Annotated in this window: 22 protein-coding genes; 13 read left to right on the forward strand and 9 right to left on the reverse strand. The window is 61.9% G+C overall.

The window, feature by feature from the left end; all coding sequences use genetic code 11:
• The first annotated feature begins 46 nt into the window (after positions 1-46).
• A complete protein-coding gene (dprA, locus tag HX869_RS07555) occupies positions 47-1,141 on the forward strand; it encodes a DNA-processing protein DprA (RefSeq protein ID WP_003213620.1) in 1,095 nt (364 codons plus the stop codon).
• Positions 1,142-1,195: 54 nt separating this feature from the next.
• Complete coding sequence (locus HX869_RS07560; RefSeq protein ID WP_003213622.1) at positions 1,196-1,753, forward strand: L-threonylcarbamoyladenylate synthase; 558 nt, start codon at positions 1,196-1,198, stop codon at positions 1,751-1,753.
• 145 nt (positions 1,754-1,898) lie between these two features.
• Here the strand turns inward: HX869_RS07560 and HX869_RS07565 are convergent, their stop codons facing one another.
• Positions 1,899-2,876 (reverse strand): NADPH:quinone reductase, encoded by a 978-nt coding sequence (locus tag HX869_RS07565; RefSeq protein WP_008439566.1) that lies wholly within the window; start codon positions 2,874-2,876, stop codon positions 1,899-1,901.
• Positions 2,877-3,034: 158 nt separating this feature from the next.
• Here HX869_RS07565 and hemF point away from each other — a divergent pair, with 158 nt between their 5' ends.
• Positions 3,035-3,964 (forward strand): oxygen-dependent coproporphyrinogen oxidase, encoded by a 930-nt coding sequence (gene hemF / locus HX869_RS07570; protein ID WP_003213625.1) that lies wholly within the window; start codon positions 3,035-3,037, stop codon positions 3,962-3,964.
• Complete coding sequence (gene aroE, locus HX869_RS07575; RefSeq protein WP_003213626.1) at positions 3,964-4,782, forward strand: shikimate dehydrogenase; 819 nt, start codon at positions 3,964-3,966, stop codon at positions 4,780-4,782. Before hemF ends, aroE begins: the two co-directional genes overlap by 1 nt.
• A gap of 114 nt (positions 4,783-4,896) precedes the next feature.
• On the opposite strand, the gene HX869_RS07580 is transcribed toward aroE, so the two are convergent.
• The 3 genes from HX869_RS07580 to betC form a co-directional block, all read right to left on the reverse strand.
• Positions 4,897-6,465 carry a SulP family inorganic anion transporter gene (locus HX869_RS07580; protein ID WP_003213628.1) on the reverse strand — a complete coding sequence of 523 codons (1,569 nt, stop codon included), beginning with the start codon at positions 6,463-6,465 and terminating at the stop codon, positions 4,897-4,899.
• Between the two features lie 84 nt (positions 6,466-6,549).
• A complete protein-coding gene (choX, locus tag HX869_RS07585) occupies positions 6,550-7,470 on the reverse strand; it encodes a choline ABC transporter substrate-binding protein (RefSeq protein ID WP_178902941.1) in 921 nt (306 codons plus the stop codon).
• 16 nt (positions 7,471-7,486) lie between these two features.
• Positions 7,487-9,001, reverse strand: a complete 1,515-nt coding sequence (gene betC / locus HX869_RS07590; RefSeq protein ID WP_178902942.1) for a choline-sulfatase — start codon at positions 8,999-9,001, stop codon at positions 7,487-7,489.
• A 104-nt stretch (positions 9,002-9,105) separates the two neighbouring features.
• Here betC and HX869_RS07595 point away from each other — a divergent pair, with 104 nt between their 5' ends.
• From HX869_RS07595 to HX869_RS07620, 6 genes are all read left to right on the forward strand, one after another.
• On the forward strand, positions 9,106-10,056 hold the full coding sequence (locus HX869_RS07595) for a LysR family transcriptional regulator (protein WP_008439576.1): 951 nt from the start codon (positions 9,106-9,108) through the stop codon (positions 10,054-10,056).
• Between the two features lie 31 nt (positions 10,057-10,087).
• Positions 10,088-10,414, forward strand: coding sequence for a DOPA 4,5-dioxygenase family protein (locus HX869_RS07600; RefSeq protein ID WP_003213639.1), 327 nt, complete (start codon positions 10,088-10,090; stop codon positions 10,412-10,414).
• Positions 10,415-10,516: 102 nt separating this feature from the next.
• Positions 10,517-11,485 (forward strand): 2-dehydro-3-deoxygalactonokinase, encoded by a 969-nt coding sequence (locus HX869_RS07605; RefSeq protein WP_008439579.1) that lies wholly within the window; start codon positions 10,517-10,519, stop codon positions 11,483-11,485.
• A 13-nt stretch (positions 11,486-11,498) separates the two neighbouring features.
• Positions 11,499-12,119: a 2-dehydro-3-deoxy-6-phosphogalactonate aldolase gene (locus HX869_RS07610; RefSeq protein WP_003213643.1), complete on the forward strand. Its 621-nt coding sequence runs from the start codon at positions 11,499-11,501 to the stop codon at positions 12,117-12,119.
• Between the two features lie 33 nt (positions 12,120-12,152).
• On the forward strand, positions 12,153-13,301 hold the full coding sequence (dgoD, locus tag HX869_RS07615) for a galactonate dehydratase (RefSeq protein ID WP_003213645.1): 1,149 nt from the start codon (positions 12,153-12,155) through the stop codon (positions 13,299-13,301).
• Between the two features lie 180 nt (positions 13,302-13,481).
• Complete coding sequence (locus HX869_RS07620; protein WP_003213647.1) at positions 13,482-14,786, forward strand: MFS transporter; 1,305 nt, start codon at positions 13,482-13,484, stop codon at positions 14,784-14,786.
• Between the two features lie 134 nt (positions 14,787-14,920).
• On the opposite strand, the gene HX869_RS07625 is transcribed toward HX869_RS07620, so the two are convergent.
• The 3 genes from HX869_RS07625 to trpB form a co-directional block, all read right to left on the reverse strand.
• On the reverse strand, positions 14,921-15,364 hold the full coding sequence (locus HX869_RS07625) for an anti-virulence regulator CigR family protein (RefSeq protein ID WP_003214903.1): 444 nt from the start codon (positions 15,362-15,364) through the stop codon (positions 14,921-14,923).
• Between the two features lie 140 nt (positions 15,365-15,504).
• The gene (gene trpA, locus HX869_RS07630) at positions 15,505-16,314 is read right to left on the reverse strand and encodes a tryptophan synthase subunit alpha (RefSeq protein WP_003214901.1); all 810 of its coding nucleotides are present in this window, start codon (positions 16,312-16,314) and stop codon (positions 15,505-15,507) included.
• Positions 16,315-17,541, reverse strand: a complete 1,227-nt coding sequence (trpB, locus tag HX869_RS07635) for a tryptophan synthase subunit beta (RefSeq protein WP_003214899.1) — start codon at positions 17,539-17,541, stop codon at positions 16,315-16,317. It abuts the gene before it with no gap.
• Between the two features lie 109 nt (positions 17,542-17,650).
• Between trpB and HX869_RS07640 the strand changes: the two genes are divergently transcribed.
• Entirely contained in the window at positions 17,651-18,547 is an 897-nt protein-coding gene (locus HX869_RS07640; protein ID WP_102367816.1) for a LysR family transcriptional regulator, read from the forward strand.
• Here HX869_RS07640 and HX869_RS07645 read toward each other — a convergent pair.
• Positions 18,544-18,870 carry a YqjD family protein gene (locus tag HX869_RS07645; RefSeq protein WP_003170746.1) on the reverse strand — a complete coding sequence of 109 codons (327 nt, stop codon included), beginning with the start codon at positions 18,868-18,870 and terminating at the stop codon, positions 18,544-18,546. The genes HX869_RS07640 and HX869_RS07645 overlap by 4 nt on opposite strands.
• Positions 18,871-19,026: 156 nt before the next feature.
• Between HX869_RS07645 and HX869_RS07650 the strand changes: the two genes are divergently transcribed.
• Positions 19,027-19,242, forward strand: a complete 216-nt coding sequence (locus HX869_RS07650) for a dodecin (protein ID WP_008439585.1) — start codon at positions 19,027-19,029, stop codon at positions 19,240-19,242.
• A 117-nt stretch (positions 19,243-19,359) separates the two neighbouring features.
• The gene (locus tag HX869_RS07655; RefSeq protein ID WP_003214893.1) at positions 19,360-19,587 is read left to right on the forward strand and encodes a DUF1161 domain-containing protein; all 228 of its coding nucleotides are present in this window, start codon (positions 19,360-19,362) and stop codon (positions 19,585-19,587) included.
• Positions 19,588-19,705: 118 nt separating this feature from the next.
• Here the strand turns inward: HX869_RS07655 and HX869_RS07660 are convergent, their stop codons facing one another.
• Positions 19,706-20,707 (reverse strand): LLM class flavin-dependent oxidoreductase, encoded by a 1,002-nt coding sequence (locus HX869_RS07660; protein WP_087694564.1) that lies wholly within the window; start codon positions 20,705-20,707, stop codon positions 19,706-19,708.
• Between the last annotated feature and the right edge of the window lie 207 nt (positions 20,708-20,914).

A 20,914-nucleotide genomic window follows, 5' to 3' on the forward strand; every position in this document is an offset into this window, starting at 1 on the left:
TTACCAACAGAGTTATCCACAGCTTGTTCCGATCAAGGACGATCAAATGTTACCGACGAATGACCGTGAAATTTCCCCGGCAGAACTGGAAGCCCGACTACGCTTGCACAGGCTGCCGGAACTGGGGCCCAAGGGCTTTAAAAAACTTATCGAGGCCTTTGGTTCTGCGTCAAAAGCCATCAGCGCACCGGCCAGTGCCTGGCGCTCCCTGGGGCTCAAGGTGGCCAGCGCCGATGCCCGGCGTTGCGAGGAAGTACGTGATGGTGCCAGTGCGGCATTGGCCTGGTTGGAGCGTCCGGCCCAGCATTTGCTGATGTGGGACCAACCCGACTACCCGGCATTGCTTGCAGAATTGGATGACGCACCCCCGCTATTATTCGTCGCCGGCAACCCGGCGATTCTGGAGAAACCGCAGCTGGCGATGGTCGGCAGCCGTCGCGCCTCCAGGCCAGGAATGGATACCGCCGCCGCGTTTTCCCGCAGCCTGGCGAGTGCCGGTTTTGTCATCACCAGTGGCCTTGCCCTGGGTATCGACGGTGCTGCTCACCAGGCGGCTTTGGATGTTGGTGGACATACAATCGGCGTGCTGGGCACCGGGCTCGAAAATTTTTATCCACAGCGCCATCGACGCTTGGCCGAGGCGATGATTGCCCAAGGCAGTGCCGTGGTTTCCGAGTTTCCGTTGGACGCCGCGCCCCAGGCCGGCAACTTCCCGCGCCGCAACCGTATTATCAGTGGCCTGTCGCTTGGGGTACTGGTGGTGGAGGCCAGCATGGCCAGCGGTTCGCTGATCACCGCGCGGCTGGCGGCGGAGCAAGGGCGCGAGGTATACGCCATCCCCGGCTCCATCCATCACCCCGGGGCCAAAGGCTGCCATCAACTGATCCGCGATGGCGCGGTGCTGGTGGAAACCATCGAACACATTCTCGAAAACCTGCGTGGCTGGCAGGCCCTCTCCCGCCCGGCGCCGATTGCGGTCAATCATCCGCTGGTGGCGCTGTTGCACGCGGCGCCCCACACCAGTGAAGCCCTGGCGATTGCCAGCGGCAGGGCCTTGTCCGAGGTGCTGGCCAGCCTGACGGAGCTGGAACTGGAAGGCCGGGTGATCTGCGAAAGCGGGCGCTGGCTTGCGCGCGGCTAGGTTTTGTAACGAAGATCGGTAAACTGCGCAGAGCTTTAGTCCGGAGAGTGAGTAATGGTCAACAGGTGGCGGGTGCGAGAAGCCGCACGAGAAATTCGCGCAGGCGCAGTGATTGCCTATCCAACCGAGGCGGTCTGGGGCCTGGGCTGTGACCCTTGGAACGAAGAAGCGGTGGATCGGTTGCTGGCGATCAAGGGCCGGTCTGTGGATAAGGGGTTGATCCTGATTGCCGACAATATCCGTCAGTTCGATTTTCTCTTCGAAGACTTTCCCGATGAGTGGATGGACCGCATGGCCAGTACCTGGCCTGGCCCGAATACGTGGCTGGTGCCCCATCAGGACTTGCTGCCCGAGTGGATTACCGGGGTGCATGACACGGTGGCGTTGCGGGTGACTGATCATCCGCAAGTGCGGGATCTGTGCTCGCTGGTCGGGCCACTGATTTCCACCTCGGCCAACCCGCAGGGCCGCCCGGCGGCGCGCACGCGGATTCGTGTGGAGCAGTATTTCCGTGGGCAGGTGGATCTGGTGTTGGGGGGGAATCTGGGGGGGCGCAAGAACCCGAGTTTGATTCGGGATCTGGCGACGGGTGAGGTTGTGCGGCCTTCCTGAGACCGAGTCGCCTGCATTCGCGAGCAAGCCCGCTCCCACATTTGACCGAGTCCAACTTTTGGAACGCGGTCAAATGTGGGAGCGGCGGTGCGACGATTCGACTTGCTCGCGAAGAGGCCCTCAAAGCCGCTGAAAATCCAACGCCCTATGGCAGCAGAATGGTCGACCCAGTCGTGCGCCGCGCCGACAACTCTGCCTGAGCCTTCGCCGCATCCCCCAACGAAAACCGTTGGTTAATATCAATCTGCAGCTTCCCGCTGATGATCATCGAAAACAGATCATCCGCCATCGCCTGCAGGTTTTCCGGGTTGTTGGCATAGGTCGCCAATGTCGGCCGGGTCACATACAGCGAGCCCTTGGCCGCCAGAATCCCCAGGTTGACCCCATCCACCGCCCCCGAAGCATTACCGAAACTCACCACCAGCCCGCGTGGTGCAACACTGTCCAGCGAGGTGAGCCAGGTGTCCTTGCCTACGCCGTCGTACACCACTGGGCACTTCTTGCCGTCAGTCAGTTCCAGCACGCGTTGTGCGACATTTTCCTTGCTGTAGTCGATGGTTTCCCAGGCGCCGAGGGATTTGGCCAGCGCCGCTTTTTCCGGCGAACTCACGGTACCGATCAGCTTCACGCCCAAGGCCTTGGCCCATTGGCAAGCCAGGGAGCCGACGCCACCGGCAGCGGCGTGGAACAGAATGGTTTCGCCGCCCTTCAACTCATAGGTCTGGCGCAACAGGTACTGCACCGTCAGGCCCTTGAGCATCGCGCCGGCGGCCTGTTCGAAGCTGATGTCGTCCGGCAGGTGCACCAGGTTGGCAGCCGGCAACACATGCAATTCGCTGTAGGCGCCCAGCGGGCCGCTGCCGTAGGCCACGCGATCGCCGACCTTGAATTGAGTGACTTCGCTGCCCACCGCATCAACCACGCCGGCACCTTCTGCGCCCAGGCCCGACGGCAAGGCCGGTGGTGCATATAGGCCGCTGCGGAAATAGGTGTCGATGAAGTTCAGGCCAATGGCCTTGTTCTGCACGCGAACCTGCTGCGGGCCGGGTTCTGCCGGGGTGTAGTCCACATACTCAAGCACTTCGGGGCCGCCATGGGCACGGAACTGGATACGTTTGGCCATCTGCACTCTCCTTAAGTCATCTCGCGTAGCCCCCTATCGGACTCCTAAGCTTGATCTTCGTCAACTGTGGCAGCAGTGGGTGCAGTGGTATCCTGTGCGCCCATTTGCCGCCGATGCCCAATGGCCTCGTGTAGCGTTGCCCGATTCAAGGTGATGTCATGACTACCCGCACCGAGGCTGTCAAAGCCTACCTGCTTGACCTGCAAGACCGCATTTGCAGCGCCCTGGAAACCTTCGAGACGGACACTCGCTTCATCGAAGACGCCTGGACCCGGCCTGCCGGCGGCGGCGGTCGCACCCGTGTGATCGAAAACGGTTCGGTAATCGAGAAAGGCGGCGTTAACTTTTCCCACGTGTTTGGCAGCGGCCTCCCACCGTCCGCCAGTGCCCATCGCCCGGAATTGGCCGGTCGCGGTTTTGAAGCCCTCGGCGTGTCGCTGGTGATCCACCCGCACAACCCGCATGTGCCGACTTCCCACGCCAATGTGCGTTTTTTCATCGCTGAAAAAGAAGGCGAAGAGCCGGTGTGGTGGTTTGGCGGCGGCTTCGACCTGACGCCCTACTACGGCAACGAAGAAGACTGCATCCACTGGCACCGCGTCGCCGAACAGGCCTGCGCGCCGTTTGGCCCGGACGTGTACTCGCGCTACAAGGCCTGGTGCGACACCTACTTCCACATCAAGCACCGCAACGAACCGCGGGGCATCGGCGGTTTGTTCTTCGATGATTTGAACGAGTGGGACTTCGACACCAGCTTCGCCTTCATGCGCGCCATCGGCGACGCCTACATCGACGCCTACCTGCCAATCGTCCAGCGCCGCAAGGCCATGGCCTATACCGAGCAGCAGCGCGAATTCCAGGAATTCCGCCGTGGCCGCTACGTCGAGTTCAACCTGGTCTACGACCGCGGCACTTTGTTTGGCCTGCAATCGGGCGGGCGTACCGAATCGATCCTGATGTCGCTGCCACCCCAAGTGCGCTGGAGCTATGACTGGAAAGCCGCCCCCGACAGCGAAGAAGCGCGCCTAACCGACTACTTCCTGCAAGACCGCGACTGGCTGGGTGTGCTGCCCAAGGCGGCGGTCTGATGGATCGTTATGTCGTCTTCGGCAACCCCATCGGCCACAGCAAGTCGCCGCTGATTCACCGTCTGTTCGCCGAACAGACCGGCGAGCAACTGGACTACAGCACCTTGCTCGCGCCGTTGGAGGATTTCACCGGCTGTGCAAAAGCATTTTTCGCACAAGGCCGTGGCGCCAACGTCACCGTACCGTTCAAGGAAGAGGCCTATCGCCTGGCCAATACCCTGACCGAACGCGCCCAACGGGCCGGCGCGGTGAATACCCTGAGCAAGCTCGGCGATGGCAGCCTGTTGGGAGACAACACCGACGGCGCCGGCCTGGTGCGGGATTTGACGGTGAATGCCGGGTTCAGCCTGCAAGGCAAACGCATCCTGCTGCTGGGCGCCGGTGGTGCGGTGCGCGGCGCGTTGGAGCCATTGCTGGCTGAGCAGCCGGCTTCGCTGATCATTGCCAATCGCACCGTGGAAAAAGCCGAATTGCTCGCCGAGCTGTTCGACGATCTCGGCCCGGTGTCCGCCAGCGGTTTCGACTGGCTGCGTGAACCGGTGGACCTGATCATTAATGCCACGTCCGCCAGCCTGTCAGGCGATGTACCGCCGATTGCCGGCAGCCTGATCGAACCCGGAAAGACTTTTTGCTACGACATGATGTACGGCAAAGAGCCTACGGCTTTCTGCCGCTGGGCCGGTGAGCAGGGCGCGGCGGTGGCAATGGATGGCCTGGGGATGCTGGTGGAACAGGCCGCGGAAGCGTTCTTCCTGTGGCGCGGCGTTCGACCGGACTCCGCGCCGGTGCTGGCTGAATTGCGTAGCCAACTGGCCTGACGCAATCCAAATGTGGGAGCGGGCTTGCTCGCGAATGCGGTGGATCAGTCGATACATACGGCGACTGTCACACCGCATTCGCGAGCAAGCCCGCTCCCACAGTTTTAACCGCATTCAGTCTTCGAAATGGATGGGGCATTGGTCGGCCCCTTCCAGTTTCTTCAGCTCTTCCACCACCTGCGGCCGGGCCTTGCGCAACGCCAGGCTGCGCCCCACTCCATTCAATCGGCGCGCTTCCTGGTGCAGCATCTCCACCCCGGAATAGTCGATGAAGTTGATCTGCTGCGCCTCGATCACCACCCGCTGGCCGTGCAGGCTTTGCAGCCGCACCTGCAGGTAATGGCTGGCGCCGAAAAAGATCGACCCGCCGACCCGCAGCACATCGTCCTCTCCGTCACGCCATTGCTGGACCCGCGGCTGTGAGGTGCGCTTGAGGTAGAAAAACAGCGACGCCAGCACCCCGGCGTAAATGGCCGTTTGCAACTCCAGCAACAGCGTGGCGATGCAAGTCAGGCTCATCACCACGAACTCTGCGCGGCTGACCCGGAACAGCGCCCGAATACCGCGATGGTCGACCAACCCCCAGCAAATCAGCAGGATGCTGGCGGCCATGCTCGGGATCGGGATATGCGCGATCAATGCCGCACCGAACAGCGCGAACAACGCCACCCACAATGCGGAAAACACCCCCGCCAGCGGCGAACAGGCGCCTGCCTCATAACTCAGGCCCGACCGTGTGAAGGAACCTGCCGACAAGTACCCCGAGAAAAATCCGCCGACAATGTTGGATAAACCCTGGGCGCGCACTTCCTGATTTGCATCGAGCAATTGTTGGGAGCGGGCCGACAGTGAGCGCGCAATCGACAGGCTGGTCACCAGCCCCAGCATGCCCACCGCCACGGCACTCGGCAGCAGGCGCAGGACCATGTCCAGGTCCATCGGCAGCGGGCTGAACGGTGGCAGCTTGCCGACAAATGAACTGACCCGCGCCACCTCCCCGAACATCGTCGGCCACAGCCACGGGATGAGGCTGCCCAGGGCCAGCGCGATCAACAGGGTTGGCCAGCGCGGTACCCAGAGTTTCAGCAGCACCCCCACCAGCAAGGTGCCGAGCCCGAGCACCAGTGAAGGACGATTCCACTCCCCGGCATGGTTGATCAGCGCCAGCAGACTGTTGATCGCCGTGGCCTGGCTGGGCAGGTCCAGCCCCAGCAGGTTGGGCAGTTGGCCCAGGGCGATCACCACCGCAGCGCCGAGGGTGAAGCCGAGCACCACTGAATGCGAGACGAAATTCACCAGGGCGCCGAAGCGCAGCATGCCCAACAGCCATTGGAAGACGCCGGCCAGGAACGTCAGCAGCAGGATGAGTGTGATGTAGTCCTGGGAGCCGGGCACGGCCAGCGGGCTGACGCTGGCGTAGAGCACGATAGAGATGGCTGCCGTGGGGCCGCAGATCAGGTGCCAGGAAGAGCCCCACAAGCAGGCGATCAATACCGGGATGATCGCGGCGTACAGGCCATACTCCGGTGGGAGACCGGCGATCAGCGCGTAGGCAATGGACTGGGGTAATGCCAGGACTGCACCGCTCAGGCCGACGACCGCGTCCCTTCCGACGCTGGCGCGGGTTTGGCGCGGGAGCCAGCTGAGGAAGGGAAAGAGTGTATGGCGGTTGGGCCAGGGCATTGGAAACTCGGTTGAAGAGGTTTGAATCAGAGTATCAGGCTCATGATGATCGTTCCCACGCAGAGCGTGGGAACGATCAGTGCATCAGAGTGTGGCTTTTACAGCGGCCAGTGCATCCTGGCCGTCCACGGTTTTAACCCCGTCCAGCCACTTGTCCAGCACCGCCGGGTTCGCCTTGATCCACGCCTTCGCCGCGTCCGCATTACTGACTTTCTTGTTCACCACCTCAGCCATGATGGCGTTCTCCAGCTCCTGGGTGAAACTCAGGTTGGTCAGCAATTTCCCCACATTCGGGCACGCCTGTGCATAGCCCTTGCGGGTCAACGTATACACGCTGCCGGTGTCACCAAAGTACTTCTCCCCACCCTTGAGGTAATGCATCTTCAACTGCACGTTCATCGGGTGCGGCGTCCAGCCGAGGAAGGTCACGAACTTCTGCTTTTTCACCGCCCGGGACACTTCGGCCAGCATCGCCTGTTCACTGGACTCGATCAGCTTCCACTGGCCCAGGTCAAAGTCGTTCTTCTTGATTATTTCCTGCAACGAGAGATTCGCCGGCGCACCCGAACCGATGCCATAGATCTTCTTGTCGAACTTGTCGGCAAACTTGTTCAGGTCGGCAAAGTCATGCACCCCGGCGTCCCAGACATAGTCCGGCACGGCCAGGGTGAATTCGGTACCGTCGAGGTTCTTCGCCAGTTGCACCACATCGCCATTGGCCACGAACTTGTCGTAGAAGCCTTGCTGCGCCGGCATCCAGTTACCCAGGAACACATCCACCTGGCCGTCCTTGAGCCCGCCAAAGGTGATCGGCACCGCAAGGGTGTCGACCTTGGCCTTGTAGCCCATGCCGTTCAACAGGAAACCGGTAATGGCATTGGTGGCGGCGATATCGCTCCAGCCCGGATCGGCCATCTTCACGGTGTCGCAGCTGGTGTCCGCGTAGACGCCGGCACTGCTCAATGCCAGCAGCGCAACGCTCAACACGGTGGATAACTTTTGCATGGCCTTCCCCTCAGTTTTATTGGTTTTGGCAGGGTTGTGGAAAACGTGCCTTGCGCTCCAGATCGTCGAGGTCGATGTGGTTGCGCATGTATTGCTGACTGGCGTCTACCAGTGGCTGGTGGTCCCAGCTCTTCAGCTTGCCCTGGGTCAGCGCCTCGAACACCAGGCGGCGACGGCGTTGGCTGGCGAGCACCTGCTGGTGGATCGCCGGGATGTCCCATTTGGCCCGCGCCTCACGCAAAAACGCCTCGAACAGTGGCCGGTGTTCCGGTGACTGGCTGAGGTCCTCCCGCTCGTGCGGGTCGTTGTGCACATCGAACAATAGGCAAGGATCGTCCTCGCTGTAGATGAACTTGTAGGCGCCACGGCGAATCATCATCAGCGGGCTGATGGTGCCCTCGGCCATGTACTCACCGAACACTTCGTCGTGCCCGCCCTGCCCTTGCAGGTGAGACACCAACGAGCGGCCGTCCAGCGCCAGCCTCGGGTCCAGCTCGCCGCCGGCCAGTTCCACCAGGGTAGGCAGCAGGTCGGCGGTGGACACGGCGGCGGTCACCCGGCCGGCGGCAAACTGCCCCGGCGCGCTGATCAGCAGCGGCACCCGGGCGGCCATTTCAAACCAGTGCATTTTGTACCAGAGCCCGCGTTCGCCGAGCATGTCGCCGTGGTCGCCGGAGAAGATGATGATGGTGTCATCGGCCAGGCCCGTGTCTTCCAGGGTTTGCAGGAGCTTGCCGACGTTGCTGTCAATGTAGCTGCACGCGCCGAAGTAGGCGCGGCGTGCATCGCGGATCTTGTTCAGCGGCAGCGGCTTGTCCCACAGGTCATAGACCTTGAGGAGGCGCTGGGAGTGAGGGTCGAGGTCAGCCTGTGGCGGTGTTGCAGGCAGCGGGATGTCGTTGTCGTCGTACAGGTCCCAGAACGGTTTGGGAATGGTGTAAGGGTCGTGTGGGTGAGTCATCGACACGGTCAGGCAGAACGGCTGGTCGCCATCCTCGCGGATATGGTCGAACAGGTACTGCTGGGCCTTGAACACCACCTCTTCGTCGAAATCCAGCTGGTTGGTGCGCACGCACGGCCCGGCCTGCAGCACCGACGCCATGTTGTGGTACCAGGAGGGGCGCACGTCCGGCTCATCCCAGTTCACGGCCCAGCCATAGTCGGCCGGGTAGATGTCACTGGTCAGGCGTTCTTCATAGCCGTGGAGCTGGTCGGGGCCGCAAAAATGCATCTTGCCCGACAGCGCAGTGCGGTAGCCGAGGCGGCGCAGGTAGTGGGCATAGGTCGGCACGTCGGCGGGGAAATCGGCCGCGTTGTCGTAGGCGCCGATCTTGCTCGGCAACTGCCCACTCACCAGGGTAAAGCGCGATGGCGCACACAGCGGACTGTTGCAGTAAGCGGCGTCGAACACCACGCCCTCAGCGGCGAGGCGACTCAAGTTTGGCAGTTTGATAGGCGAAGGACCGTAGAACGGAAGCATCGGCGCGGCCATTTGATCGGCCATGATAAAAAGAATGTTCTTGCGCTTCATGGTTTTCGCGGCATTCCATAGTCGATGTTTATGCGAATGAGCATGCAGGCCATGGAAATCGTGGTAAAGCCCATGAGAAGCAATGTCTAGGATAAGCCCAGCTTATGTATGAATCCCTCGGTCACCTGTCACTCGACCTGCTGCGTGCCTTTGAATCCGCAGCGCGCCAACGCAGCTTTACGGCAGCGGCGATGGAGTTGGGCACCACCCAGCCGGCCATCAGCCAGCAGATCAAGCGCCTGGAAGAACAGCTGAAGGTGCGCCTGTTTGATCGCATCTACCGTGGCATCGAGCTGACCGACGCGGGCGCCTTGTTATTCGAGCAGGTACAGGCCGGTTTGCAGAGCATCAACCAGGGCCTGAGCGCGATTGCCGAGCAGGACCAGCATGAAGTCCTGCAGGTGGCGACCGACTTTGCCTTCGCCGCGTATTGGCTGATGCCACGCCTGCATCGTTTCCATGAAGCCAACCCGCAGGTGGACGTGAGCCTGGTCACCAGCGAGCGTAACCACGCCACGTTGCGCAGCGATATCGACGTAGCGGTGCTGTTCGGTGACGGCCGCTTCAAACAGGGCGACAGCCTGTGGCTGTTCAACGAGGAAGTGTTCCCGGTGTGCAGCCCGCAGCTACTCCAGGACCGAGTCGCGCCACTGTCGGTGCAGAGCCTGCTGGAGTTCCCCTTGCTGCACCTGCGCCAGCAAAACAACAACCAGTGGTTCGACTGGAGCGGGGTGTTTCGCGAACTGGGCATCACCACCGCGCCCACTCCGGGCCAACTGCGTTTCGACAATTACACGCTGTTGATCCAGGCCGCGATCGCGGGCCAGGGCGTGGCCATCGGCTGGCGTCACCTTGTGGATAACCTGCTGGAGCAAAAATGGCTGTGCCGGCCGATTGGCGACACGGTGATCTCGCGCTTCGGCTATTACGTGGTGCTGCCCCAGCGCAAACGCCGCAGCCAGTTGATCGAGCGTTTCGTCGACTGGCTGATGACCGAACAGGCCAGCAGCGCACAATCGCTGACCGGTCTGGCCCTGCCGTCCATTGCGGTCTAGGATTTGCCGATCAATGAGCCCGGAGCCTGTCATGCAACGTATCAAGGGCTACCACGCCCATATCTATTTCGACGCCAACACCATCGACCAGGCGCGCAAACTCTGCGAAGACGCCGCGCAATTGTTTCCGCTGCGCATGGGCCGCGTGCATGAACGCCCGGTGGGCCCGCACCCGGACTGGAGCTGCCAGCTGGCATTCGAACCTGAATACATCGGCGTCGTGCTGCCTTGGCTGGCCCTCAACCGCAACGGCCTGGTGGTGTTCCTGCACCCGACCACCGGTGATGACCTCAAGGACCACACCGAACACGCGATCTGGATGGGGGCGATGCGCACGCTGGATCTGTCAATATTTTAAGCCTTTAATTTCCCTATATATGGGACTGATATTTATATATTGAGACTTTGCCGGTCTTGGGTTTATATTCGCCTCATCCGCTCAGAACACTCAGGTGAAGCGATGCAGGCGCAATTGATCGCGCTCGATTGGGGAACCAGTTCCCTTCGTGCTTACAAGCTCGGCCCGGCAGGCGTCGTGATCGAACGGCGCACCTTGGCGTCGGGGATCATGCACCTGCCCACTGAAGCCCGGGAAATAGCCGGTGTTCGCTGCAGCAACGGGTTCGAGCTGGCATTCGACGCAGCCTGCGGTGACTGGCTCGACACCCAGCCCGACCTTCCCGTTATCGCTTGCGGCATGGTCGGCAGCGCCCAGGGCTGGAGCGAAGCGGCTTACCGCGACACCCCGGCCGACGTCTCTACCCTCGGCCAGGCGCTGCATGTGGTGCGCAGCCTGCGGGGCGCAGCGGTGCACATCGTGCCCGGCGTGATTCAACGCGGCGCGTTGCCCAATGTGATGCGCGGTGAAGAAACCCAGGTGCTCGGCGTGCTGCAAAGCCTGGCTGCCCATACCGGGCGCGACGTATTGATCGGCCTGCCGGGCAGCCATTCCAAGTGGGTGGAGGTGGTGGAAGGCTGCATCACTCACTTCGATACTTTCATGACCGGCGAGTTGTTCGCCGTGCTCAGTCAACACAGCATTCTGGGGCGCACCCAGCGCCCTTCCGAACAGTTCCAGGTGGCCGCTTTTGATCGCGGTGTTCAGGTTGCGCTGTCGGCAGACGGCCAAACGGGGCTGTTGTCGAACTTGTTCAGCGCACGCTCCCTGGGATTGACCGGCGAGCTGGCGCCTGACGAGCAACCGGACTATCTGTCCGGGCTGTTGATCGGCCACGAACTGACCGGCCTGCGCACTCGCAAGCCCAGCCAGCAGCGCGACATCGTCCTGGTCGGCACACCCCAACTCTGCACCCGCTACCAGCGTGCACTCCAACTCTGTGGCTTCCCCCACGTGACCCTGGCGCAGGAGGCTACCGAGCGTGGCCTTTGGCAACTGGCCATGGCGGCGGGGCTGCTGCCTGCAACCTGACGAGAGGCCCGACATGCTCAAGCAAGCACTGACACACAACGGTTTGATCGCGATCCTGCGCGGCCTGCGACCGGAGGAGGCGCTGGCGATCGGCGAGGTGTTGTACACGGCGGGCTTCAGGGTGATCGAAGTGCCGCTGAACTCGCCGGATCCTTATTCCAGCATCCGCATCCTGCGGGACAGCCTGCCCGCCGATTGCCTGATCGGCGCCGGCACCGTGCTGACCCCGGAACAGGTCGATCAAGTCAAAGCCGCCGGCGGCCAGGTGATCGTCATGCCCCATAGCGATGCCAAGGTGCTGCGAGCCGCCAAGGCCGCGGGCCTGTATCTGTCGCCGGGTGTGGCCACGCCCACCGAAGCGTTTGCCGCGCTGGCCGAAGGCGCCGACGTGCTGAAGCTGTTCCCGGCCGAGCAAATGGGCCCGGCGGTGGTCAAGGCCTGGCTCGCAGTACTGCCCGCCGGCACCGTGCTGCTGCCGGTAGGCGGCATCACCCCGGACAACATGCAGGTATTTTTCGACGCGGGCGTCAAAGGCTTCGGCCTGGGCTCCGGGTTATTCAAGCCGGGCATGAGCGTCGCCCAAGTGGCGAGCAACGCCCAGGCCTACGTCGCCGCCTGGCATGCCTTGGGCTGATCAGCGTTCTCCATCTACAAGAGAGATAAGAAGATGAAAATCACCAAACTGACCACCTTCATCGTCCCGCCGCGCTGGTGCTTCCTCAAGGTTGAAACCGACCAGGGCGTGACTGGTTGGGGCGAGCCCGTTGTCGAGGGCCGCGCCCATACCGTGGCTGCCGCCGTCGAAGAATTGTCCGACTACTTGATCGGCAAGGACCCACGCAATATCGAGGACATCTGGACCGTGCTCTATCGCGGCGGTTTCTACCGTGGCGGCGCGATCCATATGAGCGCTCTCGCCGGTATCGACCAGGCGCTGTGGGACATCAAGGGCAAGGCCCTCGGCGTGTCGGTCAGCGACCTGCTGGGTGGCCAGGTGCGCGACAAGATCCGCGTGTATTCGTGGATCGGTGGCGACCGCCCGGCCGACACTGCCCGCGCCGCCAAGGAAGCCGTGGCCCGTGGTTTTACCGCGGTGAAAATGAACGGCACCGAAGAGCTGCAATTTCTCGACAGCTTCGAAAAAGTCGACCAGGCCCTGGCCAACGTCGCCGCCGTGCGGGATGCGGTCGGTCCGAACGTCGGCATCGGCGTCGACTTCCATGGCCGGGTGCACAAACCCATGGCCAAGGTGCTGATGAAGGAACTCGACCCCTACAAACTGATGTTTATCGAAGAGCCGGTGCTCAGCGAAAACTACGAAGCGCTGAAAGAGCTGGCGCCGCTCACCAGCACCCCGATTGCCCTCGGCGAGCGCCTGTTCTCGCGCTGGGACTTCAAGCGCGTGCTCAGCGAAGGCTACGTCGACATCATCCAGCCGGATGCTTCCCACGCCGGCGGTATCACCGAAACCCGCAAGATTGCCAACATGGCCGAAGCCTACGACGTGGCCCTTGCCCTGCACTGCCCGCTCGGCCCGATTGCCCTGGCAGCGTGCCTGCAGCTGGATGCGGTTTGCTACAACGCGTTCATCCAGGAACAGAGCCTGGGCATTCACTACAACGAGAGCAATGACCTGCTGGATTACGTGCGCGATCCGGGTGTTTTCGACTACGACCAGGGCTTTGTGAAAATCCCCAACGGGCCAGGCCTGGGCATCGAGATCAACGAGGAATACGTGATCGAACGCGCGGCCATCGGGCATCGCTGGCGCAATCCGATCTGGCGGCATGCCGACGGCAGCTTCGCGGAGTGGTAAACACCGCGAATTTGAGATGAAAACCCGATCAATGTGGGAGCGGGCTTGCTCGCGAAGGCGGAGTGTCAGTCAACACCTCCGCTGCTGGTAGACCGCTTTCGCGAGCAAGCCCGCTCCCACATTTGATTCGGTTTCTTCAGTAAGACCTGTCCTCAATAACCATAAGAAGAGGCAACCCCCATGCAATCCGAGTCCTTCACCGGGCAGGCTTCTTTAGTCACGCCCAGCCGAAAGCGTTTCTTCATCATGGTGCTGCTGTTCATCACCGTGGTGATCAACTACCTGGACCGCAGCAACCTGTCGATTGCCGCTCCGGCCCTGACCAGCGAGCTGGGGATCGACCCGGTGCATGTCGGGCTGATCTTCTCCGCGTTCGGCTGGACCTACGCGGCCATGCAGATTCCCGGCGGCTGGCTGGTGGACCGGGTGCCGCCGCGCATTCTCTACAGCGTCGCCCTGCTGCTGTGGTCGGTGGCCACGGTGATGCTCGGTTTCGCCGCCAGCTTCATCGCGCTGTTCGTGTTGCGCATGGCGGTCGGTGCCCTGGAAGCCCCGGCTTACCCGATCAACAGCCGCGTGGTGACCACCTGGTTCCCTGAGCGTGAGCGGGCCACGGCGATTGGTGTTTATACCTCCGGGCAGTTTGTCGGGCTGGCGTTTCTCACGCCGGTGTTGGCCTGGCTGCAACACACCTTTGGCTGGCACATGGTGTTTGTCGCCACCGGCGGCGTGGGCATTGTGTGGGCGTTGATCTGGTACGCGGTGTACCGCGAGCCACGGGATTTCAAAGGCGCGAATGCGGCGGAAATCGAGCTGATCCGCGAAGGCGGCGGGTTGGTGGACATCCAGGCGCAGGCGGCCAAGGCGCCGTTCAGCTGGGTCGACCTCGGCATCGTGTTGAGCAAGCGCAAACTGTGGGGGATCTACCTGGGGCAGTTCTGCCTGAATTCCACGTTGTGGTTTTTCCTGACGTGGTTTCCGACCTACCTGGTGAAATATCGCGGCATGGACTTCATCAAGTCCGGCCTGCTGGCGTCGCTGCCGTTTCTGGCGGCGTTTGTCGGGGTGCTGTGTTCGGGGCTGTTTTCCGATTGGCTGATTCGCCGGGGAGCGTCCGTGGGGTTTGCGCGCAAGTTGCCGATCATTGGCGGGCTGTTGATTTCCACGGCGATCATCGGCGCCAACTTTGTTGATTCCACGGCGTGGGTGATTGCGTTTCTGGCGGTGGCGTTTTTCGGCAATGGCCTGGCGTCGATCACCTGGTCGCTGGTGTCGACCCTGGCGCCGGCAAGGCTGCTGGGGCTGACCGGAGGGGTGTTCAACTTCATCGGCAATCTGTCGGCGATTACCACGCCGATCGTGATTGGCTTTCTGGCGACAGGAGATTCGTTTGCACCGGCGATTACGTACATTGCGGTGCTGGCGTTGTTGGGGGCGTTGTCCTACATCTTGCTGGTCGGCAAGGTCGAGCGTATCGAGATTTAGGCGACTACTGCGGCGAGGGAGCTTGCTGTGGCGAGGGAGCTTGCTCCCGCTGGAGTGCGCAGCGCTCCCAGGATTTTGGGGCCGCTGCGCAGCCCAGCGGGAGCAAGCTCCCTCACCAAAAAAGCAGTGCGGCTCTAGTACAGCGCGCCATCCAGAATCTGATACACGATGCTGGTGCCAACGGCGATCAAGACGATGTCCCCACCCGAACGGCGCCATTCATAACCAGGGTATTGCGGCAGATGGCCCAGCGCCCGTGGGTCCAGACGCTCACCATAGTAGTTTGGCGGCAGGCGCTGGCCGCGCACCAGGTGGATGCCGGGAGGCGGCGGCGCGCCACGGCGGAAGTCGCCATGGTTGTCGCGGATGACCTGTCTCACAGGACCAAAGTCCTGAGGCGGCCCACCACGGTGGTTGTCCTGCGGCCCGCGATGGTCATCGCCACGTTGATCGTGCTGGCCCTGTGGGCCACCACGGTCAGGTCCGCCACCCTGATCATAGGGCGCAGCTTGGACCAGGGCGCTGGCGCCAAGCACCAGCACGCCTACACCTGCAATCAAACGTTTGGGGATTTTCATGTGGCTGTTTCCTCAGTACTGCACGAACAAAAAAGGGATTTCGAACCGAGTTCGAAATCCCTTGGTCTTGTTAGCTTAGGTGCTGATTTGCCAGCATGATTCCTCTGTATCAGGAACTTTACCTACCGCTTACGAGCCGCTTACTTACGGGCGTTGCGTACACCTTCCGACAGCGCCGAGCACAGGGTCAATACACCGTCGATGGCCTGTTGATCATTGCTGGCGTTGGCGATGTGGTCGATCAGTGCCGACCCCACCACCACACCGTCTGCCAGGCGGGCGATTGCAGCGGCCTGCTCCGGGGTGCGGATGCCGAAACCGATGCTGATCGGCAGGTCGGTATGCCGACGCAGACGGGTCACGGCCTCTTCGACGTGTTCCAGGGTCGCGGCACCGGCACCGGTCACACCGGCCACCGACACGTAGTACACAAACCCTGAGCTGCCGTTGAGCACGGTCGGCAGGCGCGCGTCGTCGGTGGTCGGCGTGGTCAGGCGGATAAAGTCGATACCGGCAGCCTGGGCCGGGTCGCACAGCTCGCCGTTATGTTCCGGCGGCATGTCGACCACGATCAGGCCGTCGACGCCGGCTTCTTTCGCATCGCTGATGAAGCGTGGCACGCCGTACATGTGGATCGGGTTGAAGTAGCCCATCAGCACCAGCGGCGTGTCGCTGTTGCCCTCGCGGAACTCGCGAACCATTTGCAGGGTTTTCGTGAGGTTCTGCTTGGCGGTCAGCGCGCGGATGTTGGCCAGTTGAATGGCCGGGCCGTCAGCCATCGGGTCAGTGAACGGCATGCCCAGTTCGATCACATCGGCGCCGGCCGCCGGCAAGCCCTTGAGGATCGCCAGCGAGGTGTCATAGCCCGGGTCGCCAGCGGTGACGAAGGTCACCAGGGCGGCGCGGTTTTGTTCTTTCAGTTGCGCAAAACGTGTTTGCAGGCGGCTCATTTAGTGTTTCTCCTGCTTGGACTGTTCCATGTGGTGCATCACGGTTTGCATGTCTTTGTCGCCACGGCCGGACAGGTTGACCACCATCAGGTGATCTTTCGGCAAGGTCGGCGCGCGCTTGAACACTTCGGCCAAGGCGTGGGCGCTTTCCAGTGCAGGAATAATCCCTTCCAGGCGGCAGCATTTGTGAAAGGCGTCGAGGGCTTCGTCGTCGGTCACCGAGGTGTACTGGACGCGGCCGATGTCGTGCAACCAGGCGTGTTCAGGGCCGATGCCCGGGTAGTCGAGGCCCGCGGAGATCGAGTGGGCGTCGATGATCTGGCCATCGTCGTCCTGCAACAGGAAGGTACGGTTGCCGTGGAGCACACCCGGTACGCCGCCGTTGAGGCTGGCCGCGTGTTTGCCGGTCTCGATGCCGTAGCCGGCCGCTTCAACGCCGATGATTTCGACGCTGGTGTCATCCAGGAACGGATGGAACAGGCCCATGGCATTGGAACCGCCGCCGATGCACGCCACCAGGCTGTCGGGCAGACGGCCTTCCTGGGCCTGCAGCTGGGTACGGGTTTCCTTGCCGATCACGGCCTGGAAGTCGCGAACCATCGCCGGGTACGGGTGCGGGCCGGCCACGGTGCCGATCAGGTAGAAGGTGCTGTCGACGTTGGTGACCCAGTCACGCAGCGCTTCGTTCATCGCGTCTTTCAGGGTGCCGGTACCGGCGACTACCGGGATCACTTCAGCGCCCAGCAGCTTCATGCGAAATACGTTGGCCTGCTGGCGCTCGATGTCGGTGGTGCCCATGTAGATCACGCATTGCAGGCCGAAACGCGCGGCGACGGTGGCAGTGGCCACACCGTGCATGCCGGCGCCGGTCTCGGCGATGATGCGTTTTTTACCCATGCGCCGCGCCAGCAGGATCTGGCCGATGCAGTTATTGATCTTGTGGGCGCCGGTGTGGTTCAGCTCTTCGCGCTTGAGGTAGATCTTGGCGCCACCGCAGAACTCGGTCAGGCGCTCGGCGAAGTACAGCGGGCTTGGGCGTCCGACGTAGTCGCGCTGGAAGTAGGCCAGTTCTTCGTTGAAGGCCGGATCGATCTTGGCCGCTTCGTATTCGCGGGCCAGGTCAAGGATCAACGGCATCAGGGTTTCCGCCACGTAGCGGCCGCCGAACGAACCAAACAGGCCATTGGCATCCGGGCCGTTGCGTAAATCGGTCTGGGTCTGAGTCATGGGACGCTCCAGGTAGAAAATGTGTAAGAGGCAATGACGGTCACTCTACCCCTGACGCTTCCCCGTGAAAACCGATAAGATCGCCACAACCTGTCAGGAAAACTCACAGATGAGCCGAGACCTCCCACCGCTGAATGCCTTGCGCGCTTTTGAGGCGACTGCGCGCCTGAACAGCGTTAGCCAGGCCGCTGAGCAACTGCACGTGACCCATGGTGCGGTCAGCCGGCAGCTCAAGGTGTTGGAAGAACACCTCGGCGTCAGCCTGTTCGCCAAGGACGGGCGCGGCCTCAAACTCACAGATGCCGGCATTCGTCTGCGGGATGCGAGTTTCGAGGCCTTCGAGCGACTGAGGGACACCTGCGCCGAGCTCACGCAAAGCAGTGCCGATGCGCCGTTTGTGCTCGGCTGCTCCGGCAGCCTGCTGGCGCGCTGGTTTATTCCGCGTCTGGGGCGCCTGAACGCCGAGTTGCCGGATTTGCGCCTGCATCTGTCGGCGGGTGAAGGCGATCTTGACCCACGCCGCCCCGGCCTGGACGCGCTGCTGGTGTTCGCCGAACCTCCATGGCCGGCGGATATGCAGGTGTACGAATTGGCCAGCGAACGCATCGGCCCGGTCATGAGCCCGCGTTTTGCCCATTACGAGCGATTGCGCCAGGCGCCTCCCGAGGCGCTGCTGAATGAGGCCCTGTTGCACACTACCTCACGCCCGCAAGCCTGGCCCAGCTGGGCGCAGCACCATGGGATCGACGCTGGCGCGTTGAAGTACGGTCAGGGGTTTGAGCATTTGTATTATTTGCTGGAGGCGGCGGTGGCCGGGCTGGGGGTAGCAATTGCGCCTGAGCCGCTGGTGGCAGAGGACCTGCGAGCGGGTCGCCTGGTTGCGCCGTGGGGTTTCAGTGAAACCCCGGCGCAACTGGCGTTGTGGCTACCCAAGCGCGCCGCAGATGGGCGCGCCGGGCAACTGGCGCAGTGGCTCAAGGCTGAGCTTGCGCGCCAAGACGTTTAGTCGCCGCGTTTGCACAGCAAGTAAGCCGCCAGCAGACCCAGCGCGCCGACGGCAACACCGGCGGTAGTCCATGGATGCTCTTGCGCGTAGTCCCGTGTTGCAACACCGGTTTCGCGGATTTTGACTTTGCTTTCTTCGTAGGCATCGCTGATCAGGTGGCGGGAATGCTTGAGGGCGTTCTCGGCATTGCTTTTCAGGGCCTTCAGGGTTTTGCGCGACTCGTCAGACGCATCGTCCTTGAGGCTTTCCAAAGATTTGAGCAGGCTCGAAATCTCGGCTTCCATGCTTTCCAATGACGCTTTGCGTAAAGAGGTGTTGGCCATGTGGGCTCTCCTGGAGTGATTGAGTGGCGTGTGTTGTTTCCGACTGCGGCGGTTTCAGAAAGTGCAGTAAATCTGAACTTTCACATCGCAATAGCCGCCAGAAGCAGTACGAGAATTCACTGCTAGTCTTGATTAACGACCCCAGGAGAAAAACTTATGAGTGATCATCACACCTACAAGAAAGTCGAACTGGTGGGCTCTTCCGCGACCAGCATCGAGGAGGCCATCAACAATGCCCTGGCTGAAGCCAGCAAGAGCATCAAGCACTTGGAGTGGTTTGAAGTGACCGAGACCCGTGGCCACATCAAGGACGGCAAGGCTGCGCATTTCCAGGTCACCCTCAAGGTAGGGTTCCGAATTGCCAGTAGTTGATTGAGCCGGTTGAACTTGCGCGCTGGCCGATTGCCATAAACTCCGCTACAACCTTTAGGCACGTCGACGTGACGAGCGTCGGCGTGCTTCCTTTCGATCAACCCAAGGAAGTGACGGATGAAGAACTTTTTGTTGGCGGTAGGTTTGTTGAGCATTGCGGGCACGGCCCTGGCGGCGGGCAAGCCTTGTGAAGAGCTGAAAAGCGAGATTGCGGCGAAAATCGACGCTAAAGGCGCTTCGGGCTACTCCCTGGAAATCGTGGACAAAGGTGCTGCACCTAGTGACCACACGGTTGTCGGCAGCTGTGAAGCCGGTACCAAGGAAATCGCCTACAAGCGCGGGTGATCCCGTGTTGCAGACGTAAAAAACCGACGCGAGTGCGTCGGTTTTTTTATGCCTGCGATCCCTCGCTCCGCGTGGGAATGAAGCCTGGGATGCTCTGCGTCCCGCCTCACTCCTGGATTCAGCCCTTCATGACCTGCGCCAGCAGCTCGTAGGAATGAATCCGGTCGGCATGCTCGTACAGGTCACAGGTGAAGATCAGCTCATCCGCGCCGGTCTGCTCCACCAGCACTTCCAGCTTGGCGCGGATCTTCTGCGGGCTGCCCACCATGGCCAGGCCGAGGAAACTGCCCACGGCGTCTTTCTCATGGGGCAGCCACAGGCCGTCCATGGTTTTGACCGGCGGGCGCTGCACCAGGCTTTGCCCACGCATCAAAGCGAGAATTCGCTGGTACACCGAGGTGGCCAGGTAATCGGCTTGCTCATCGGTGTCGGCGGCCACCAGCGGGATGCCGAGCATCACGTAGGGCTTGTCCAGCACGGCCGAAGGCTTGAAGTGGTTGCGATAGACGCGAATCGCTTCATGCATCAGGCGCGGTGCGAAATGTGAGGCAAAGGCGTAAGGCAAACCGCGCTCGCCTGCCAGCTGCGCACTGAACAGGCTGGAGCCCAGCAGCCACACAGGCACATTGGTGCCCGTGCCGGGTACGGCGATCACGCGCTGGTCCGGGGTGCGCGGGCCAAGGTAGGCCATCAGTTCTGCCACGTCTTCCGGGAAATCATCGGCGCTGCCGGAGCGTTCACGGCGCAGCGCGCGGGCGGTCATCTGGTCGGAACCCGGTGCGCGGCCAAGGCCCAGGTCGATGCGGCCCGGGTACAGGCTTTCCAGGGTGCCGAACTGCTCGGCGATCACCAACGGTGCGTGGTTGGGCAGCATCACGCCACCGGAACCGACACGGATCGTCGAGGTGCCACCGGCCAGGTAACCCAGCAATACCGAGGTCGCCGAGCTGGCGATGCCGTCCATATTGTGGTGTTCGGCGACCCAGAAACGGTTGTAGCCGAATTTTTCCACGTGCTGGGCCAGGTCCAGGGAATTGCGCAGCGACTGCGCCGGGCTGCCGTTGGCGCGCACGGGCACGAGGTCGAGGGTCGAGAACTTTACGTCGGACAGCGATTTCATAAGCCTGCTTCTCCAATGGGGGCGCAGGCTTCTTAGACGAACCAAAACCTGCCGCTTCATGTGCATGTCCTATGCAATGAGGGCATATACCCGAGATTCAATAGCGATGGTGAAATTTCCTACTTAATCGCTAGGTTTCTCCGACAAGATGAACTTTGCCGTGGCGTCTATCCTCAGAACCCTTACTGACGCAAAACCACCGTTCGA

Origin of the sequence: Pseudomonas sp. P7779 (genome assembly GCF_013386315.1) — a bacterium.
Taxonomy (GTDB): domain Bacteria; phylum Pseudomonadota; class Gammaproteobacteria; order Pseudomonadales; family Pseudomonadaceae; genus Aquipseudomonas.

Bases quoted from the DNA above. Each gene is read 5' to 3' on its own strand.
- dgoD (WP_003213645.1), top strand. From the start codon at position 12,153: ATGAAAATCACCAAACTGACCACCTTCATCGTCCCGCCGCGCTGGTGC.
- HX869_RS07610 (WP_003213643.1), top strand. From the start codon at position 11,499: ATGCTCAAGCAAGCACTGACACACAACGGTTTGATCGCGATCCTGCGC.
- HX869_RS07620 (WP_003213647.1), top strand. From the start codon at position 13,482: ATGCAATCCGAGTCCTTCACCGGGCAGGCTTCTTTAGTCACGCCCAGC.
- HX869_RS07650 (WP_008439585.1), top strand. From the start codon at position 19,027: ATGAGTGATCATCACACCTACAAGAAAGTCGAACTGGTGGGCTCTTCC.
- HX869_RS07645 (WP_003170746.1), bottom strand. From the start codon at position 18,870: ATGGCCAACACCTCTTTACGCAAAGCGTCATTGGAAAGCATGGAAGCC.
- HX869_RS07595 (WP_008439576.1), top strand. From the start codon at position 9,106: ATGTATGAATCCCTCGGTCACCTGTCACTCGACCTGCTGCGTGCCTTT.
- HX869_RS07640 (WP_102367816.1), top strand. From the start codon at position 17,651: ATGAGCCGAGACCTCCCACCGCTGAATGCCTTGCGCGCTTTTGAGGCG.
- HX869_RS07565 (WP_008439566.1), bottom strand. From the start codon at position 2,876: ATGGCCAAACGTATCCAGTTCCGTGCCCATGGCGGCCCCGAAGTGCTT.
- trpB (WP_003214899.1), bottom strand. From the start codon at position 17,541: ATGACTCAGACCCAGACCGATTTACGCAACGGCCCGGATGCCAATGGC.
- betC (WP_178902942.1), bottom strand. From the start codon at position 9,001: ATGAAGCGCAAGAACATTCTTTTTATCATGGCCGATCAAATGGCCGCG.
- dprA (WP_003213620.1), top strand. From the start codon at position 47: ATGTTACCGACGAATGACCGTGAAATTTCCCCGGCAGAACTGGAAGCC.
- choX (WP_178902941.1), bottom strand. From the start codon at position 7,470: ATGCAAAAGTTATCCACCGTGTTGAGCGTTGCGCTGCTGGCATTGAGC.
- trpA (WP_003214901.1), bottom strand. From the start codon at position 16,314: ATGAGCCGCCTGCAAACACGTTTTGCGCAACTGAAAGAACAAAACCGC.
- HX869_RS07580 (WP_003213628.1), bottom strand. From the start codon at position 6,465: ATGCCCTGGCCCAACCGCCATACACTCTTTCCCTTCCTCAGCTGGCTC.
- aroE (WP_003213626.1), top strand. From the start codon at position 3,964: ATGGATCGTTATGTCGTCTTCGGCAACCCCATCGGCCACAGCAAGTCG.
- hemF (WP_003213625.1), top strand. From the start codon at position 3,035: ATGACTACCCGCACCGAGGCTGTCAAAGCCTACCTGCTTGACCTGCAA.
- HX869_RS07655 (WP_003214893.1), top strand. From the start codon at position 19,360: ATGAAGAACTTTTTGTTGGCGGTAGGTTTGTTGAGCATTGCGGGCACG.
- HX869_RS07600 (WP_003213639.1), top strand. From the start codon at position 10,088: ATGCAACGTATCAAGGGCTACCACGCCCATATCTATTTCGACGCCAAC.
- HX869_RS07560 (WP_003213622.1), top strand. From the start codon at position 1,196: ATGGTCAACAGGTGGCGGGTGCGAGAAGCCGCACGAGAAATTCGCGCA.
- HX869_RS07625 (WP_003214903.1), bottom strand. From the start codon at position 15,364: ATGAAAATCCCCAAACGTTTGATTGCAGGTGTAGGCGTGCTGGTGCTT.
- HX869_RS07660 (WP_087694564.1), bottom strand. From the start codon at position 20,707: ATGAAATCGCTGTCCGACGTAAAGTTCTCGACCCTCGACCTCGTGCCC.
- HX869_RS07605 (WP_008439579.1), top strand. From the start codon at position 10,517: ATGCAGGCGCAATTGATCGCGCTCGATTGGGGAACCAGTTCCCTTCGT.